The sequence below is a fragment of the Shewanella bicestrii genome (assembly GCF_002216875.1).
In the GTDB taxonomy this organism is placed as follows: Bacteria; Pseudomonadota; Gammaproteobacteria; order Enterobacterales; family Shewanellaceae; genus Shewanella; species Shewanella seohaensis.
Map to the genome: position 1 here is coordinate 776,362 of NZ_CP022358.1, position 18,361 is coordinate 794,722.

The 18,361-nt window shown below is 51.0% G+C and carries 12 protein-coding genes; 7 read left to right on the plus strand and 5 right to left on the minus strand.

Annotated features, from left to right (window positions below):
- The first annotated feature begins 142 nt into the window (after positions 1 to 142).
- Positions 143 to 1,255: an agmatine deiminase gene (gene aguA / locus CF168_RS03480; RefSeq protein ID WP_089066995.1), complete on the plus strand. Its 1,113-nt coding sequence runs from the start codon at positions 143 to 145 to the stop codon at positions 1,253 to 1,255.
- A gap of 77 nt (positions 1,256 to 1,332) precedes the next feature.
- Positions 1,333 to 3,039, plus strand: coding sequence for an amidase (locus CF168_RS03485; protein ID WP_086902839.1), 1,707 nt, complete (start codon positions 1,333 to 1,335; stop codon positions 3,037 to 3,039).
- Positions 3,040 to 3,216: 177 nt separating this feature from the next.
- Here the strand turns inward: CF168_RS03485 and CF168_RS03490 are convergent, their stop codons facing one another.
- On the minus strand, positions 3,217 to 4,206 hold the full coding sequence (locus CF168_RS03490) for an alpha/beta hydrolase (protein WP_089066996.1): 990 nt from the start codon (positions 4,204 to 4,206) through the stop codon (positions 3,217 to 3,219).
- 2 nt (positions 4,207 to 4,208) lie between these two features.
- On the minus strand, positions 4,209 to 5,384 hold the full coding sequence (locus tag CF168_RS03495) for a CynX/NimT family MFS transporter (RefSeq protein ID WP_089066997.1): 1,176 nt from the start codon (positions 5,382 to 5,384) through the stop codon (positions 4,209 to 4,211).
- 157 nt (positions 5,385 to 5,541) lie between these two features.
- Between CF168_RS03495 and CF168_RS03500 the strand changes: the two genes are divergently transcribed.
- A complete protein-coding gene (locus CF168_RS03500; protein ID WP_089066998.1) occupies positions 5,542 to 9,057 on the plus strand; it encodes a hybrid sensor histidine kinase/response regulator in 3,516 nt (1,171 codons plus the stop codon).
- A 101-nt stretch (positions 9,058 to 9,158) separates the two neighbouring features.
- On the opposite strand, the gene CF168_RS03505 is transcribed toward CF168_RS03500, so the two are convergent.
- The 3 genes from CF168_RS03505 to CF168_RS03515 all read right to left on the minus strand — a co-directional run bounded on the left by CF168_RS03505 (position 9,159) and on the right by CF168_RS03515 (position 13,357).
- Positions 9,159 to 9,830, minus strand: coding sequence for a response regulator transcription factor (locus CF168_RS03505; protein WP_011718251.1), 672 nt, complete (start codon positions 9,828 to 9,830; stop codon positions 9,159 to 9,161).
- Positions 9,831 to 9,960: 130 nt separating this feature from the next.
- Positions 9,961 to 12,237: a TonB-dependent receptor gene (locus tag CF168_RS03510; RefSeq protein WP_089066999.1), complete on the minus strand. Its 2,277-nt coding sequence runs from the start codon at positions 12,235 to 12,237 to the stop codon at positions 9,961 to 9,963.
- 193 nt (positions 12,238 to 12,430) lie between these two features.
- Positions 12,431 to 13,357, minus strand: coding sequence for an extracellular catalytic domain type 1 short-chain-length polyhydroxyalkanoate depolymerase (locus CF168_RS03515; protein WP_089067000.1), 927 nt, complete (start codon positions 13,355 to 13,357; stop codon positions 12,431 to 12,433).
- A 32-nt stretch (positions 13,358 to 13,389) separates the two neighbouring features.
- On the opposite strand from CF168_RS03515, the gene CF168_RS22285 reads away from it, so the two are divergent.
- Genes CF168_RS22285 through CF168_RS03530 form a run of 4 tightly spaced genes read left to right on the plus strand, consistent with a single transcriptional unit; the run spans position 13,390 to position 18,331 of the window.
- Positions 13,390 to 13,731, plus strand: coding sequence for a hypothetical protein (locus tag CF168_RS22285; RefSeq protein WP_157705920.1), 342 nt, complete (start codon positions 13,390 to 13,392; stop codon positions 13,729 to 13,731).
- On the plus strand, positions 13,709 to 14,920 hold the full coding sequence (locus CF168_RS03520; RefSeq protein WP_089068887.1) for an efflux RND transporter periplasmic adaptor subunit: 1,212 nt from the start codon (positions 13,709 to 13,711) through the stop codon (positions 14,918 to 14,920). The genes CF168_RS22285 and CF168_RS03520 overlap by 23 nt, the downstream gene beginning before the upstream one ends.
- 2 nt (positions 14,921 to 14,922) lie before the next feature.
- A complete protein-coding gene (locus CF168_RS03525; protein WP_089067001.1) occupies positions 14,923 to 16,893 on the plus strand; it encodes a MacB family efflux pump subunit in 1,971 nt (656 codons plus the stop codon).
- 4 nt (positions 16,894 to 16,897) lie between these two features.
- The gene (locus CF168_RS03530; protein ID WP_089067002.1) at positions 16,898 to 18,331 is read left to right on the plus strand and encodes an efflux transporter outer membrane subunit; all 1,434 of its coding nucleotides are present in this window, start codon (positions 16,898 to 16,900) and stop codon (positions 18,329 to 18,331) included.
- Positions 18,332 to 18,361: the final 30 nt, after the last annotated feature.

An 18,361-nucleotide genomic window follows, 5' to 3' on the forward strand; every position in this document is an offset into this window, starting at 1 on the left:
GTGGCAATTTTGACCTAACGCGCCGCGTGATGAATGCGGTTATTCGATTTATTTATTTGATTATGTTAGGTGTATTTCTATTCTGTCGTCCTTAATGGGGCGTACACCCTTATAGATTTGAGCATTACTGGAGACAAAACTCATGACAAACGCGAATGTGGATGCCACGCAGTTAACGACTAAGCCATCACAAGATGGTTTTTATATGCCCGCCGAATGGGCGGCGCAGCAAGCCGTATGGATGATTTGGCCATATCGTCCTGATAACTGGCGCTCTGCAGGTGCTTATGCTCAAGCAACCTTTGCTAAGGTGGCCGATGCCATTGGTGGTGCAACTCCCGTTTATATGGGTGTACCTCAGGCCTTTTTAGCCGAAGCGCAAAAAGTGATGCCTTCCCACGTGACTCTGGTCGAAATCGACAGCAACGACTGCTGGGCTCGCGACACTGGACCTACTGTGGTGGTTAATGCCAAGGGCGAATGCCGTGGCGTGGATTGGGGCTTTAATGCTTGGGGTGGTCACAACGGTGGTCTGTATTTCCCATGGGATAAGGACGAACAGGTTGCCGCACAAATGCTCAAGCAACATGGTTTTGCCCGTTATAGTGCACCGTTGATCCTCGAAGGTGGTTCTATCCATGTCGATGGTGAAGGCACCTGTATGACTACGGCCGAATGTTTACTGAACGCCAACCGTAACCCTGACCTGACGAAAGATCAGATCGAAGCCTTACTGCGTGACTATTTGAATGTTAAGCAGTTTATCTGGTTGGAAGAGGGCGTTTATATGGACGAAACCGACGGCCATATCGACAACATGTGCTGTTTTGCGCGTCCAGGTGAAGTGATCCTGCACTGGACTGACGATGAAACCGATCCACAATACCCACGGTCGAAAGCCGCGCTGGACGTGTTGCAAAACACCGTTGACGCCCAAGGTCGCAAGTTAAAAATTCACCTTCTGCCACAACCGGGTCCTCTGTATTGCACCGAAGAAGAATCAAAAGGCGTAACAGAAGGCACTGGCGTACCGCGCACTGCGGGCGAGCGCTTAGCAGGCTCTTATGTGAACTTTTTAATCACTAACGACCGCATCGTATTCCCACTGCTTGACCCAGCAACTGACGATATCGCTGCGCAAAAACTGCAGGACATTTTCCCTGAGCACAAGATTGTGGGTGTGCCTGCACGGGAGATTTTATTAGGTGGCGGCAATATCCACTGTATTACCCAGCAGATCCCTTCTGGCAAGTAAGTACACCAAGGAGAACAGTATGACGCTTGATGTCACTGTTATTGCACCACAATTGGTTTTCTGCGGGAGGGCGTAAGATGTTTGAAGTGACTGAAGTTTCCATTGCCGAGCTGCGTGAAGCACTCGAATCCGGCCGCACGACTGCGGTTGAGTTGGTGAAATCCTATTTGGCTAGAGTGGCGGCTTACGATGGCCCTGCCACTGAGACTAAGTTGAATGCGTTAGTGGTGCACAATCCCGATGCGCTCAAAGAAGCCGAGGCTTCCGATGCGCGCCGTGCCCGTGGCGAAACCTTAAGTCCACTCGATGGTATCCCTTACACTGCTAAGGACAGCTATTTAGTGAAGGGACTGACGGCGGCATCAGGCAGCCCAGCATTTAAAGATTTAGTGGCCCAGTACGATGCCTTCGCCGTCGAGCGCCTACGCGCTGCGGGTGCTATTTGCTTAGGCAAAACCAATATGCCACCCATGGCGAATGGCGGCATGCAGCGTGGTCACTATGGCCGCGCCGAAAGCCCCTACAATGCGAACTATCTGACGGCGCCATTTGCTTCGGGTTCTTCCAACGGTGCGGGCACTGGAACGGCGGCAAGCTACTCGGCGTTCGGTCTTGCCGAAGAGACATGGTCGAGTGGCCGTGGCCCTGCGTCCAACAACGGTTTGTGTGCCTATACGCCGTCTCGCGGGGTGATTTCGGTGCGCGGCAACTGGCCATTAACCCCAACCATGGATGTGGTCGTGCCTTATACCCGCACTATGGCAGATATGCTCGAAGTGCTGGATGTGATTGTGGCCGATGACCCCATCACCCGTGGCGACCTCTGGCGCCTACAACCTTGGGTTCAAATCCCTAAAGCTTCTAGCGTTCGCCCAGAATCCTATCTGGCGCTTGCCGCCAGCGCCGACACCCTTAAGGGTAAACGTTTTGGCGTACCACGCATGTACATCAACAAAGATGAACTTGCAGGAACCAGCGAAAACCCAGGTATCGGTGGACCAACGGGACAACGTATCCATACTCGCCAATCGGTTATCGATTTGTGGGAAGCGGCGCGTAAAGCCCTAGAAGCTGCAGGTGCGGAAGTGATTGAAGTCGATTTTCCGCTGGTGTCTAACTGTGAAGGCGACCGCCCTGGCGCGCCGACCGTGTTTAACCGTGGCATAGTCACGCCACAATTCCTCCATGATGAATTATGGGAATTGTCGGGTTGGGCGTTCGATGAGTTCCTGCGGGCGAACAACGACCCTAAACTCAACAAGCTTGAAGATGTGGTGGGACATTTGATATTCCCCCATGACCTCGGCACCTTGCCAAACCGTGAGGGTGATTTAGCGGCTGGCATGGAAGAGTATGTCAACATGGCCAAACGCGGCCTGAAATCCTATGACCAGATCGACAGTATTCCCGATGGTCTGCGTGGTTTAGAGAAGACCCGTAAGCTGGATCTCGAAGACTGGATGGACGGACTTAAGCTTGATGCCGTGCTGTTCCCTACCGTGGCCGATGTCGGCCCCGCCGATGCCCATGTGAATCCGGCCTCAGCCGATATCGCTTGGAGCAACGGGGTTTGGGTGGCAAACGGTAACCTCGCGATTCGCCATTTAGGCGTGCCGACTGTGACTGTGCCTATGGGCGTAATGGCCGATATTGGTATGCCAGTGGGATTAACCTTCGCGGGCCGTGCCTACGATGATAACAATCTGCTGAAGTTTGCCGGCGCGTTCGAGTCGACGGGTAATAAGCGTATGATTCCGCCGCGTACACCGCCGCTGAGTCAATAAGCTTAAGGCGTAAGACTGAGAAATATAAAACGGGATGGGTATTGTTACCCATCCCGTTTTTTATTGTGTGACTCCATTATTTTAAATCGCTTCTTTCGTCATTACCGACTTAAAAAATAAGCACCTACAAGCATATCTTGGGTGTAGGTGCTTTGAGGGAGAGTTTGAATAGGCCAACTAGCGAGTGGCTGAGGTTACGGGCTCTGCTAAAAACGCGGCAATCATGCGGTAGGTCGCAAGGCATTCTTGCGAAACCAAATCCTGCAGCAGCATATAGGCGTGGATCATGTCTTCAAATTGATGGTGCTGTACCTGCACGCCAGCCGCCGTTAAGGCGTTGGCATAGGCAATGCCTTCATCCCGCAGAGGGTCGCAGCCCGCGGTAAATATCAAGGTGCTAGGCAGTTTGACGTTGAATTCGCCATGTAAGGGGGAAGCTTGTTTGACCCGCTCGGCATCCTTAGCCATCTCTTGAAAATATTGCTCGAAGTACCATTGCACCCTCGGGGTTTCGAGCAAGAAACCCGCACCATTACTCTGATAGGAAGCGCTCGCCATAGTGTAATCCACGCTGGGATACACCAAGATCTGTTTGCTGATGTTAAGTGTGCTGTCGCTGAGGCTGCGTTGGCTAAGACTAGTGCATAGCGCGCCACCGGCACTGTCGCCCATAATGCTGACACCTTGTTGGTATGGCACCTCAGTCAGCACGCTTTGATAGTGGCGCAGGGCATATTCGCAGTCTTCAAGTCCCGCCGGATAGGGATATTCGGGCGCGAGGCGATACTCAACACTGATCACCACACATTGAGCGATACTGGCCAGGTGACGACAGATAGGGTCGTACAGCTCCACACTGCCGCACATATGGCCGCCGCCGTGAAAATGTAATACCACGGGCAGTGCTGTGCTGGGCTCGGGGCTGTAAACACGGCAACCAATTTCCCTGTCGCCATGCTGCGCATCCTTAACTTGCCATGCCTTATCGGCGATATAACTCACCTCAGGCTTAGCACTCATCAGGGCCGCGAGTTTGTTCAAGTTTTCCCGCAGCAGTTGTGGGCTGTATTGAATGTTTTGCTGTTTCGCGAGGGCGATATTCTGGTTCGCTAACTCAAGAAAATCCGTCAGCTTTGCTGAAGCGGTACCGCGTGGGGAAACTTGCATGCTTACTCCTTAGCTTGTCCGGTTTCGGGGAGAAAATAGCTGCCAACAAACACAGTGGCGCTTAACAGGGTGATCAGCACAAACGAGGCGAAGTAACTGCCTTGGTTGATATCCACAAGCTTGCCAAACAGCCACAGCACTAAGGTCGAAATCAGATAGCTGATGGACCAAAACAGGCTAAAAATCACGGTGATTTTTTGGCTGGTCATCTTAGGTAGCTCGTGGGGAATCGAGACTAAAGCGGTGACGGGTAAAAAGATGCAAAAGCCTAAGACGATGGCACACAGGGTTTGCAGCCAAGGCGCCGAGCCAAAGGAGAGCCCTAACACGGTCAAGAAAATAAGCAGGCCGCTGAGGCGAATAATTGGCAGGCGCAGGGGCTGTTTACGGCTGTAGAGTATCCCCGCTATGGTGCCGACAATCCCAAAACCAATCACCCACTTACTCTGGCTGATGCCCGCCTGCGGATAAAAGGTGAATAGGCAAATATAAAAGGATAATAATCCTGAGTAGGTGAGGGCATAGGCCCAGTTAAAGCCGTCTTTTAAGCCATCGAGATAGGAGTATGAGTGAGTGTCGTCTTGTTGTGCATGGGCTTGATGGCTAGGGGCTTGTTCGAACTTCACCAATAACCACAGTAGCGCCAGTACCAGACTGGCAATGGAAAACACCAACAGGCTGTGTTGCCAACCGCCGCTGATGGCGTTGATGCTCGGCATACCCCAAAGCACGATAGCCGTGCCCACATTAAAGGCCACCGCGTTTAATCCATTGATCACTGGGCGTTCTTCTGGGGCGAACCAGTGCATCACAATCGGGTTGAAATAGACAATCATAAAGGCGCCGCCCAGTCCCATTAAAAAGCGGCTCACCAGCAGTAACTCATAGTTTGGGGCGTAGGGTGTCATGATGCCCGTAACTATCAATAACGCCGCGACTAAAAACGCATACTTCACCCCAAATTTGAGGGTGAGATAGGCCGCAGCAAAGGTGCCGACAATTTTTGCTAAGGTGACTGCACCGCTCAGTAAACTGGCGGAGGCATAACTCTCGATATGCATCGAGGCCATGATGTTATTCATACTCGCGGTGCCACCAACCCATGCCATTGCAAATAAGACGTAACTGGTAAAAACCAAGCCTTCTACGAGATATTTATGGGTAATTTTTATCGGCATAGTTGTTTAAAACCTCGAGTCAATATTGGCCGTAGGTTAGCCGATGGGGGGGGATAAATAAGTACTACCTTAGTGCACCGTGCTGTTATCAAGTGTTTAACAATTTGTTTGTCTAGTGTAGTTTGGCTGGGTGTATACAGGTTGATTGGGGAATATCTTGCTGGCGTGGTTGTCTGTTGATACTTGGTGGATCAGCGTTATATCGATTGCCTATTTGGCTGTGCTGTTTATTGTCGCCCAATGGGGGCAAAATCAGGCAATAGATCAATGGCGTAAACGGCCTTGGGTGTACAGTTTGTCCTTGGGGGTGTGTTGTACTTCGTGGGCGTTTTACGGCACGGTTGGGCAAGCGGCGACCACGGGCGCTTGGTTAGCGCCCATCTACATAGGTTCGATAATCTGCCTAGTATTGGCGTGGCCTATGTTGATGCGCACATTGCAGATCATCAAAAGCCAAAACCTGACCTCGATTGCCGACTTTATCGCCTGCCGCTTCGACCGCTCGCCTAAAATTGCCGCCAGCGTTGCCATGGTGTCCCTCTTTGGCACTATTCCCTATATCGCGCTGCAACTGAGGGCGATAAGCACCAGCTTCGACCTCTTAACTGGTACTTTTCAATCTGGGATCAGCACGGCGTTTATCGTTACTATCGTGTTGATTATCTTTAGTATCTTATTCGGTACTCGGCAGCTTTCGGCCAGTAAACAAAATCAAGGCTTGGTACTGGCGATTGCCTTTAGCTCAATTGTAAAGCTGTTTGCGCTCACCACGGTTGGGTTGTTCGCGACTTTCTATGTGTTTGATGGTTTTAGTGATTTGCTCGCTCGGGGTCAGCATTTACCGCCGAGCTCTGAGGGGAATTCACTCTATTTTGTGCTGTCACAAATTCTGCTGGGCGCCATTACTATCTATGCGCTGCCACAGGAATTCCACATGATGATGATTGAAAATCATCATGCCAAAGAGTTAAAAGCCGCCCGTTGGATGGTGCCACTGTATCTGCTGCTGATTAATGCCTTTGTATTGCCTATCGCGCTTGCGGGACAGATTAGCTTTCCCGGTGGCAGTGTTGATGCCGACACCTACGTGCTGACCTTACCACTCTTCTATCAGCAGGCTTGGCTTGGGGTCTTGGTGTATATTGGCGGCCTTGCGGCGGCAACGGCCATGGTCATTGTGGCGGCGATTGTACTCAGCACCATGATTTCGACCGAGATCTTGACTCCGCTGCTGCTGAGATTGCCGAAATTTAGCTCGCAACAGACGCCGCAGCTCGCGGGGATATTGCTCAATTTACGGCGGATATCGATAGCGGCGATTCTGCTATCGGCCTTTGCCTTCGAACGTTATATCGATCAGCAGAATCACTTGGCTAGCATCGGTTTATTATCCTTTGTGCTGTTGTCGCAGTTTTTCCCCGCCGCAGTGGGCGCGCTCTATTGGCGCCGCGCCACCACCCAAGGTGCCTTTTGGGGCATGTTGATGGGCAGTTTAGTCTGGCTCTATACCTTGCTGCTGCCTGCGACCTTTCCCGATGCAGTTTGGGTCAGCCAAGGGCTTTTTAACATAGCGTGGTTAACTCCGACCGCGCTATTTGGCCTGACGGGGCTGGATAATATCAGCCACGGCCTACTGTATAGTTTGCTCGCGAACGTCGGTTGTTTTGTGCTGATTTCGTTGCTGAAAGAGCAGAGTGTGGGGGAGGTGCTCCAAGCCGATGTGTTTGTTAACCGCAAACAGGTGGCGCTGGAAAGGCACCTCTCGGTTGAGGATCTGGCGAGCCTACTACACCGCTTTATCAATAAGGAAGAAGCCGATGCCCTGCAGGCTAGGGCGAAAGTACTTGGTTCGGAATTGCAATTAGCCACACGGCGCGAGGAGCTGGTGGATTACACCCGCCTTAAGCTGTCGGGAGTGCTAGGGTCTGCCTCGACGCGGATGGTGATGAATGCCGCCTCACGCTCGCAGCAAGTGCCGCTGGAGGATGTGGTCAGCATAGTCGATGAGGCCAACCAGATCTTCGAGTTTAACCGCGAGCTGCTGCAATCAGGGGTCGAAAACATCGAGCAGGGGATCAGCGTAGTCGATGCCGATATGCGCCTAGTTGCATGGAACAAACGCTATATTGAATTGCTTGATTATCCTAAAGATTACGTCAAAGCAGGCATACCGATAGAGACGCTGCTGAGGTTTAATATCGAGCGCGGCATTATTGTGGGCGATGAGGCCCATGAGCTGGTTGAAAAACGCCTCGCCCATATGCGTAGCGGCAGCCCACACCATTTCCAGCGCACTATGCTCGATGGCAAGGTACTGGAGATCCGTGGTCAAGCCATGCCGGGTGGCGGCTTTGTCAGTACCTTTACCGACATTACCGCCCATATTCAGGCCGAAAAAGCCCTGCAACTGGCTAACGAAACCCTCGAAAAGCGGGTCGAAAGCCGCACAAGGGAACTCGCGAAAGCCAAGGCCGAAGCCGAGGCGGCCAATAGCAGTAAGACACGTTTTTTAGCGGCGGCGAGCCACGATTTAATGCAGCCCTTTAACGCGCTCACCCTGTTTACCGAGATGCTCAAACAGCGGGTGACGTCGACCGAACTCAAGGATCTTGCCACCCATATTGAAGCCTCCTTAAATGTGGTGGAGAGCCTGTTATCCGATCTGGTGGAAATCTCCCGCCTCGATAGCAGCAGCCTTAAAACCGAGCAGAGCCAGTTTGCGCTCAATGATTTACTCTCAACCTTAGTGAATGAGTTTAAAGTGCTTTCTGCCGAGCAGGGCATCGATTTTTCCTATCAGCTTTCCTCCTGTCTAGTGCAAAGCGACCAACGTTTGCTGCGACGGATTATTCAAAACTTCCTCTCCAATGCGTTCCATTATTCCCCGGCTGGCGCGGTGAATCGGCAAACGCCGCTGTCGCTCAATGCCAGCGCGGCTCTGCCTAAGCTATCACAAGCCGATTTTGTGCCTAAGGTGTTGCTGGGTGTGAGGCGACTCGAACACAGCCTGCTCATTCAAGTGTGGGACAATGGCCCGGGCATTCCTCAAGATAAACAGCAGGCGATTTTCGGCGAGTTTGAGCGCCTCGAACAAACGCGGGAGATCCCAGGGCTTGGGCTGGGACTGGCGATTTGCGATCGCATCGCTAAGTTACTCGGGCTTAAGATTGCGTTGCACTCAGAGGTGGGTAAGGGCACCTGTTTTAGCGTTGAAGTGCCGCGCGTATTCGCCCAGGCTAAACCCAGTAATCCCAGTAATGTGGTTAAGCTACGCAGCGAAGAGGAAGGCGCAAACGATAGCTTTAATATCAGCGTGTTAGTCATAGATAACGATGAGTTAATGCTAAAGGCCATCTCCTCATTACTGTTAGGCTGGGGCTGCCATGTACTCACTGCACGGGATAAAGCCAGTGCCGAGCAGCAACTGACGCAGCAGGTGTTGCCGAAGCTTATCATTGCCGATTACCACTTGGATGATGACCAAAACGGTGTCGATCTGGTGCAAAGCTTGCTCACCCATCCTGTGTTTAGCAGTCAGCGTCCGACCTGCATTATCTGCTCGGCAGATCCGTCTGAATCCGTGCGACAACATACCAGCAGTGCACAGTTCAGTTTTGTGCGTAAACCCGTTAAAGCCACCGCCTTAAAACGATTGATTAAGCAATTGTCTTAACTCGGCACTCTCGTGCTTTCGGATTGGTAAATGCTGATAAAAAAAACAGTGGCTTAGTTCCACTGTTTTTCTTTAGGTTTGAATTCTGGAGCCTAGGTTAGTTAGGCGCTGATCGGCGGTTTATCGTTGCTGGTTATCATCAATTGTTGAAAGACTAAGCCCGCTTGAGTGCGGTTGTAGACTTCGAGTTTAACCAGTATCGCCGATACGTGTTTTTTTACCGTGGTCTCTTTAATATCAAGATCATAGGCGATCTGCTTGTTTAAGCGTCCATTGGCAATGCTGGCCAGCACTGTGTACTGCTGCGGGGTTAATTGTGCCAGTTGCTTCGCTAAACGTTGATGCTCGGCAGCGGTTTGCTGATCGACATTGATATCCGTGTGTTCCGGTAGCCAGACTTCCCCTTCGAGCACTGTGGCAATCGCGGTGGAGATCTGGGTTAAGCTGGCGGATTTGGGGATAAACGCACTGGCGCCAAAGTTAATGGCCTTACGGATAATCTCGGGCTGATCATCGGAGGACACCATGATCACCGCGATATCGGGAAAATGATTCTGTAGTAGGGTTAAGCCGGTAAAGCCCTCATTGCCGGGCATATGTAAATCGAGAAAGATAAGTTCAATATCAGGATTATTCTCAACGAGCGTAATTAATTCTTGAAAGTTTTCCGCTTCCAATACTTCCGCCGTATTCACATTCTTGAGAACAGCTTGTGTTAAGGCTGTACGAAATAATGGATGATCATCAGCAATGGCGACTTTTATCTGAGACATAATCCGTTCCCTTTATTTTTTAACCCAGTTTAATCCTATTGGAAATTAATGCTAGATAATATTTAAAGCCGTTAAATTAATAACCGACTCATGGGAGTCGGTTATTATTATTTGTCAATAACATTATATTCTAGAAATTATAGCCAACGGTGAGAGAGATAGTCTCTGGATCGCCATAATAACCAATTAATGTATTGTCACCGCCTAAACCTGGAATATATCCGCCATTACCATCTGGGGTGACGAAGGCGTAGTTACCGACCAGATATTCTTCGTTAGTGACGTTTTTCCAATGCAGACCCGCTTGCCAGTGACCGTCGTTGCTATACCAGTTCAAGCCGAGGTTTAGCAGGCCATAACCGTCTTGGCTCAGCAGGTTATTTACTACGGCTAAGTCGTAGTCGCTGCGATAGTAGTAGTTACCGTTGGCCACAAAGCTGCCGATATCCGTGTCGATATTGTAGCTAAATCCAACGTTTGCCGTGGTATCTGGGGTGTTGGTGATAGTGTAAGTGTCGCTGATATCGATGCGGTTTCCATCGCTATCGTAGGAGATCACTTCCTCGAAGCTAGCATCGATTAAGCCCAGAGTCGCGAACAGATTCAATGACTCAGTCGCGGCGTATTCCACTTCGAGTTCTAGACCCGTGGCCGTCGATTTACCAATGTTGCCTAGACGTTGGTTAAGATCGGACGCGTTTTCACCGGGTAATACGGTCACGAACTGTCTGTCTTTATGGTCTAAGTAGAAGGCGGTTGCGTTAACTCGCAGCCTGTCAAACCATTCACTCTTCATACCCAGCTCATAGGAATCAACGACTTCTGGGTCTACTGCGGGTTCTGGACCTGTTGCCCTTGGGTTAAAGGTGCCCGACTTGAAGCCCTGTGAATAGCTGGTAAAGAGCATCATATCGTCGCTGAGTTGGTACTCTAAACCTAAGCGTGGATTGAGTTTCGACCAGGTTTCTTCATCATCTAACACCTTAGGAATACTGGCGTTGATGGCATCTTCATCGCGAACATATCCTGGGATCCAGCCTGTTTCGGGATAAAGCGTTGTAAACATGATGCCGTTATAGACAGTGGCATCCTTCGTTTCGCGGGTATAACGCAAACCTGCGGTCATCGACAATTTATCAGTGATGTCGTAAGAGCCCTGAGCGTAGGCGGCATAGCTTTCACTGTTGTTGCAACCACGAACTTCACGAGTGAGACCACCGTAAGCTTTGTAATATTCATACAGGATGGAATCGAACATCCCGCAGGAATCGCCTTTAAAGTAATAAAGGCCTGAGACGAGTTTCAAATTATCGCCGTCGTAGTTAGCTTGAAATTCCTGACTAAATTGCTCGTCATCGTAGATGGCTGGAACGTCCAAAATACGCAGGCTGGTGTTGTCAAAGTCGATGTTGGTGGGCGAATAGCTCTCACGGGATGAGGTCACGGATTTCAGTGTCCAATCATCGTTCAAGCCGTATTCAATGGTCAGCCCCCAACCTTCGGTTTCTACTTTGTTCCAGGTTGGCATACTGGTGTAGGAATCGTATTTGCTGTCTGGTACTGGGGCATCGGTCAGGACACTGGGGAGCATACGGTAGCCCCCCTTTGAATTCGACTCATCTGTGGTTTTGTCGTAGTTGAGGCGCATAAACAGATCGTCGGTTGGCGTGTATTCTAAGCTCACACGGCCCGCCATAACATCTTTGTTATAGTTTTCAGTATCTTGGTCTGGTAATGCTGAGGTAATGAAGTCACCATAACCATCGCGATTTAAGCTTGCGAAGGCGCCGCCAATATACAGCTTGTTATCAATTAAAGGTAATTGACCTGCTATCTTGTAGTCTTGCTGGTTGTAGCTGCCGATGGTGGCATTGAGGTTTAACTCAGCGTCACCGCTCATCTTCTTGGTCACGTATTTGACCGCGCCGCCGATGGTATTTTTACCATAGAGGGTGCCCTGTGGACCACGCAGTACTTCGATACGTTGCACATCGAGGATATCGAGTACCGCGCCCTGTGGGCGGGCGATATACACATCGTCGATATAGATACCGACGCCGGGCTCATAGCCCCAGAGCGGATCTTCCTGGCCGACACCGCGAATAAAGGCCGTGAGGGTAGAGTTAGTGCCGCGACTGGATTGCAGTGTGGTGTTGGGTGAAAATTGCTGGATTTCAGTCATCACGCTGATGCCATTTTCCGCCAAATCGTCAGCACTGACCGAGGTCACTGCAACTGGTACGTTTTGCAGGCTCTCAATGGACTTACGAGCGGTGACTTCAATGCGTTCTAAGGTGGCTTGCTTCTCCCCGGCGCTATTTTCATCCTCAGCGACAGCATATTGTGCTGCCAATGCAGATGAGATAGCTAAAGCAATGCAACTCATTTTGATAGTATTCTGTTTCATACAGATTTCCCGTTGTAGTATTTATTTTTTAAAGGTTGGTACTTACTACTATTTTTCTGATTCACATTGACTCTATAGTAATTATTTAAAATTTAAATCGGTACTATAGTAGTATGTGTTTTTAACTCATTGTTTTTATTTTTTATACCGATACGTCGAATATCGATACTCAGGGTTTATTTATTATTAAACCCTACATTCCCCAAAGATTGATTATTTCTAGCATGCTGCTGATAGGTGCTTTTAGTAAAAAGTCTCCCGTGTTGCCGCCGTTTTTAATATCTGGATTAACGGCAATGCCATGGCCCATATTATTTATTTCGACTAACGAAATAAGGTTATTGCCACTCGTATCGGACCAAGTGCTAACACTATAGTCGGCATATTGTTCGACTCTTGGTGTTTTATTCGCTTGGGTCAGTGCGACCCACTGGGCCGAGAGCTGTTTGGCATTTTCAGGATTCACCACCACATCATTTTGCCCTGTCCACACGGTTAAGGCGGGCCAGTGTTGTTGGTTCGGATGCACCTGTTTGGCAAAACTCACCAGTTCTTCAACAGACTCTGCTGGGCCCTTTTTCATGCAGGAAATGGCTTTGGTCAGGTTATCGGCGCAGGGGTAAGGCAGGCCTGCGATCACCGCGCCTGCGGTGAATAAATCGGGATAGTTAACCAGTGCGGCGCTGGCCATGGCGCCACCGGCGGACAGGCCAATCACATAAACTCGTTTTGCGCCGGATTGGGATTGGGCTTTGGCTATCATGTTTTTCAGCGATAGCATCTCGCCGCTATCCACCTGAGTATCCTGGGCTGAAAACCAGTTATAACAACGCTTTACATTGTTCTCAAAACTCTGCTGTGGCACCAGTAAGCTAAAATTTTTCTCTTGGGCGAGGGCGGTTAAACCGCTATTGTTGGCCAGTTCCACGCCATCCTGCACACAGCCGTGCAGTAGCACTACGAGCGCATCTTGGCCTGGGCCTTCGGGCGATAAATAGGAGGCGGTTAACTCACCGGGATTGGCGCCAAATTCGCTAAATGCCTGATACTCACTTTGGGCATAGGCGGGGGTGAATAACAGTGCGCTGAGGCAAGTGGCAATGAGTGTCAATTTGCGCATAGGAGTGCTTCCAAGTTCATGATAGTGAGAACTTGCTGAATTTTGCGGCGCCTGACAATGGCACTTTAGTTCCAGTACCGGATGATGCCCTTCGCTGGTTGGCGCGTTGTGGCGGATGCCAAGAAAGTTGGGAGCAATACCCATCGCAAACGAATCAGGACTCGTTTGTGGGAATTGTTACGGCCGTGATCTCTGTTTCAAACTTCTACACAGATATTTGCAAATCTTTACCCGATATCGACATTTCCTTCGTCTACTGCGCTGAGCTAACTCTATATACTGACTGCACTATTTTTCCTCCCGCAAGATACAAGCTTGCGCCCATTGGCATTGATGGACACCCAGATTCAGATGAAAAAATCCTCAAAGCGTAAACTGATATTGATCTTAAGCGGCTTAGTCCTCCTCGGGGGCGGTGCTTATTTTCTGCTGCATAAACCCGAGGCGGCCCCAAGCTATGTGACTGAACCCGTTAAGCGCGGCGACATTGAAAACTCGGTGCTCGCCAATGGCATGTTGCAGGCCTCTAAGTTGGTGAGTGTAGGCGCGCAAGTCTCGGGGCAAATCCAGAGTCTGCCAGTGGATCTTGGCCAAGAGGTGAAAAAGGGCGACCTTATCGCGCAAATCGACAGCCTTGCGCAGCAAAACAACCTACAAAATGCGCTGGCTTCCCTTAAAAGTATCAATGCCCAGTACCGCGCTAAACAGGCACAAATTCGTCAGGCAAAACTGGAATACACCCGTCAGCAGGAAATGCTCGCCGATAAGGCCAGCTCCCGGGCAGACTTTGAAGCCGCCGAAGCCACGCTGACGGTTTATCAAGCCGAGCTTGAGCAGTTACAGGCGCAAAAACAACAGGCTGAGATTAATGTCGACAGTGCCAGAATCGATTTAGGTTATACCAAGATCACCGCGCCCATGGATGGCACGGTCGTTTATTCTGCGGTTGAGGTGGGCCAAACCGTTAACGCCAATCAAACTACGCCAACGATAGTTGAGATGGCGCAGCTCGATACCATGACGGTCAAGGCGCAGATCTCCGAGGCGGATATCGTTAATGTGCATCCGGGGCAGGCGGTGTACTTTACGATTCTCGGTCGCCCCAACCATCCATATCTCGGCACCCTAAGGGCGATTGAACCCGGTCCCACCTCCATGGATGGTGACGATAGCAATATGAGTTCCAGCGATTCGGACGCCATCTACTACCACGGCTTATTCGATGTCGAAAACCCCGACCGTACCCTGCGCATTGGCATGACGGCGCAGATCTCGATTGTGCTCGCCAAAGCCGATGATGCGTTGTTAGTACCATCACAGGTGCTGCGAGCTAAACCGCGGGACAAAGCGGCATCGGCAAGCGATCGCAAATCCCGTGGGCCGAAATATCAAGTGCCTGTGCTGGTGAATAACCAAGTGCAATATGTGGATGTGACTGTTGGTATTAATAACAAAATCAATGCCGAAATCCTGTCTGGCCTGAACGAAGGCGACCAAGTGGTGCTCGGAATGCCCGCCGACGGTTCGACCATGAAGTTTCGTGGCCCACCAATGAGGTTTTAAGCGTGAGTAAGCCATTACTGGAAGTCTCAGCTTGCTACCGCAGTTTTCAGGCGGGTGAGCAACAACTGACTGTACTTAAAGATATTAATCTTTCCATCGCCCGTGGTGAGATGGTGGCGATTGTCGGTGCCTCGGGTTCGGGTAAGTCGACCCTGATGAATATCTTGGGCTGTTTAGATAAACCCTCAAAGGGCTCGTACTTTATCGATGGCCAAGATACCTCGCAGATGGATGTGGATGAACTGGCAAAGCTGAGGCGCGAGCATTTTGGCTTTATTTTCCAGCGATATCATTTGCTTGGCGATCTTAATGCCGTGGGTAACGTTGAAGTGCCCGCCGTGTATGCGGGGAAAGATCGTCTCGAGCGTCGGGAGCGGGCGGAAAGCTTGTTATCGCGTTTGGGTTTAGGTGAGCGCCTAGACCATAAGCCGAATCAGCTCAGCGGCGGCCAGCAGCAAAGGGTGAGTGTGGCGCGGGCGTTGATGAATGGCGGCGATGTGATCCTCGCCGACGAACCGACGGGCGCCTTAGATAGTCATAGCGGCGAAGAAATGATGCGGCTGTTGCAGGAGCTGCACCGCGAGGGTCAGACCATCATTATCGTGACCCACGATATGCATGTGGCCCAGCATGCCGACCGCATTATTGAGATTAAGGACGGGGTGATTATCAGCGATGAGCCTAATCCCGCCTCAAATATTGCTGCTGCGCCTAAGACCGAAGTGATCCCCGCCAAGACTAAGGCACGCGCCCGCGTGGCGGCATGGGACAGGTATGCCGAAGCCCTGAAAATGGCGCTGCTGGCGATGTCGACCCATAGATTGCGCACCTTTTTAACTATGCTCGGGATTATTATCGGTATCGCCTCCGTGGTGTCTGTGGTGGCGCTGGGTGAAGGCTCGCAGCGGGAAATTTTAAAGAGCATTAGTTCGATGGGCACCAATACCATAGACATTCGCCCTGGCTCAGGCTTTGGTGATAGGCGCTCGGCAAGAGTACGGACTTTGACCGCAAGCGATGCTAATGCACTGAAAAATTTACCCTATGTCGATAGTGTTACCCCGAGCATTGGCTCGAGTGCGACTGTGCGTTATGGCAATAAGGCGGTCACGGCGACTGTGAATGGCGTAGGGCCAGAGTTCTTCCGCGTTCGAGGCTATGAGCTTGCCCAAGGACAGTTTTGGGACGATGACAGTGTTAATGCGTTAGCCCAAGATGCGGTGATCGACGAGAACACCCGTAAACAGCTGTTCCCTAATAGTAGCGGTGCCATGGGCTCTGCCATCGGGGAAGTTATCTTCCTCGGAGATTTGCCGGTGCGGATTATTGGTGTGACTCAGCCTAAGGAAAGCGCCTTTGGCAATAGTGATGCCCTCAATGTGTGGGTGCCATACACGACGGTTTCTGGCCGTATGGTAGGCAAAAAATACTTAGATGGCATTACCGTGCGGCTCGATGAGTCGGTGCCGAGCAATGCGGCGGAGCAGGGCATTATTAGCCTGCTGAAGATGCGCCACGGCACCCAGGATTTCTTCACCATTAACACGGATACCATTCGCCAGAATATCGAGAAAACCACCGCGACCATGACGCTATTAATCTCGGCGATTGCGGTGATTTCCCTCGTCGTGGGCGGTATTGGGGTGATGAATATCATGCTAGTGTCTGTGACCGAGCGCACCCGCGAGATTGGTGTTCGCATGGCGGTCGGGGCGCGCCAGAGCGATATTCTGCGGCAGTTTTTAATTGAGGCCGTGTTGGTTTGTCTGTGCGGCGGCGCGCTTGGGGTGGCCTTGGCCTATTTGATTGGCGTGGTGTTTGCCCAAGCGGGAGGCAGTTTCCAGATGATTTATTCGACGACTTCTATTGTTGCCGCCTTTGCCTGCTCTACCTTAATCGGGGTGCTGTTTGGCTTCCTGCCTGCTCGCAACGCGGCGCGTTTAGACCCTGTTGATGCCCTAGCGAGAGAGTAACTGAATGAATAATCGAGTTTTAACGCATCAAAACGAATTAAGCCGCCGTGTCGGTTCAACGCTCAAGTTCAGCGTGATTGCCATCAGCATTGCGCTGCTGTCAGGTTGTGGCGCGCTGATGCGCTCCGACTTTGAGCCGCCTGCTTTACAGGTGCCAGAGCAGTGGCAGCACACCCAAGTGAATGGTCAAGTGAGCCTAGACCCTTGGTGGCAGAAGTTTAATCAACCCGAATTGGATCAGCTGATTAGCCAAGTGCTCAGCAGTAATAATGACCTGACGCTCGCCACCTTAACCTTGCAAAAGGCGCGTTTACAGGCGGGGTTAGCGCGGGATGATTTGTATCCACAGCTCAGCTCCAATAATACGGCCTCGGTGAATAAACCGCTGGATGGCGGCAGTTCGAGCAGGGCATTTCAGGCGAATCTGTCGGTAAGCTATGAGGTGGATTTGTGGGGCAAAGTGTCGGCCAATATCGACCAAGCCCAATGGACGGCGCTGGCAAGTATCGAAGATCGAGAGAGCACTGCGCAGAGTCTCGTCGCGACGACGGCGTCGATCTATTGGCAAATTGGCTATTTGCATCAACGGATTGAACTGAGCAATAAGAGTATTGAGCACAGTCGGCAAACGCTGGCGTTAACCCAGCGCCAATATGCTTCGGGCGCCGTGACAGAGCTTAATGTGCTCGAATCCCAACGCAGTTTAGCGGGGCAAGAGGCCTCCCACAGCCAACTGTTGCAACAGTTAGTTGAAGCCGAAAATGCTCTGGCAATCTTACTCAATCGCGCCCCGGGGCAAGTGGCGGTAGAGATCAAGCAATTGCCGGACAGTGCGGTACCTGAGGTTGGCGTCGGCATTCCCGCCGACTTGGTCGGCCGTCGTCCCGATGTGAAGGCGGCCCTGTATCAATTGCGCTCTGCGCTGGCCAGTAAAGATGCGACCTATGCCAGTTACTTCCCAAGCTTGAGTTTGACTGGCAGTGTAGGGGAGTCGACCTCAGAGCTAAAAGAGTTATTGCGTAATCCCGTGGGGAGTTTAGGCGCTGGCTTAGTGCTGCCTTTTTTACAATGGAATCAAATGCAAATCAACAATGATATTGCCGATATCGACTATCAATCGGCCATCGTCAGCTATCGTAAAACCCTTTACAGCGCCTTCGAGGATGTGGATAACGCCATCTCGGCCAAGCAGCAATATGCCTACCAAGGTGAGAAGCTTGAACTGCAATTTAGCGCCGCCGCCCAGGCCGAAGCCATTTATGAGAGCCAATACCGCCATGGTGCTATCGGCATTCAAAATTGGATCGATGCGCAGGAGAATCGCCGTAGCGCCGAAGCCGCATTGTTGGAGAATCGCTATAACCAATTAACGGCTCAAGCGACACTCTACCAAGCCTTAGGTGGAAGCGATATAGCGCCGCCATTAGTGGATAACTAATTGAGCTAATTGAATAGTTAATAAATAAAA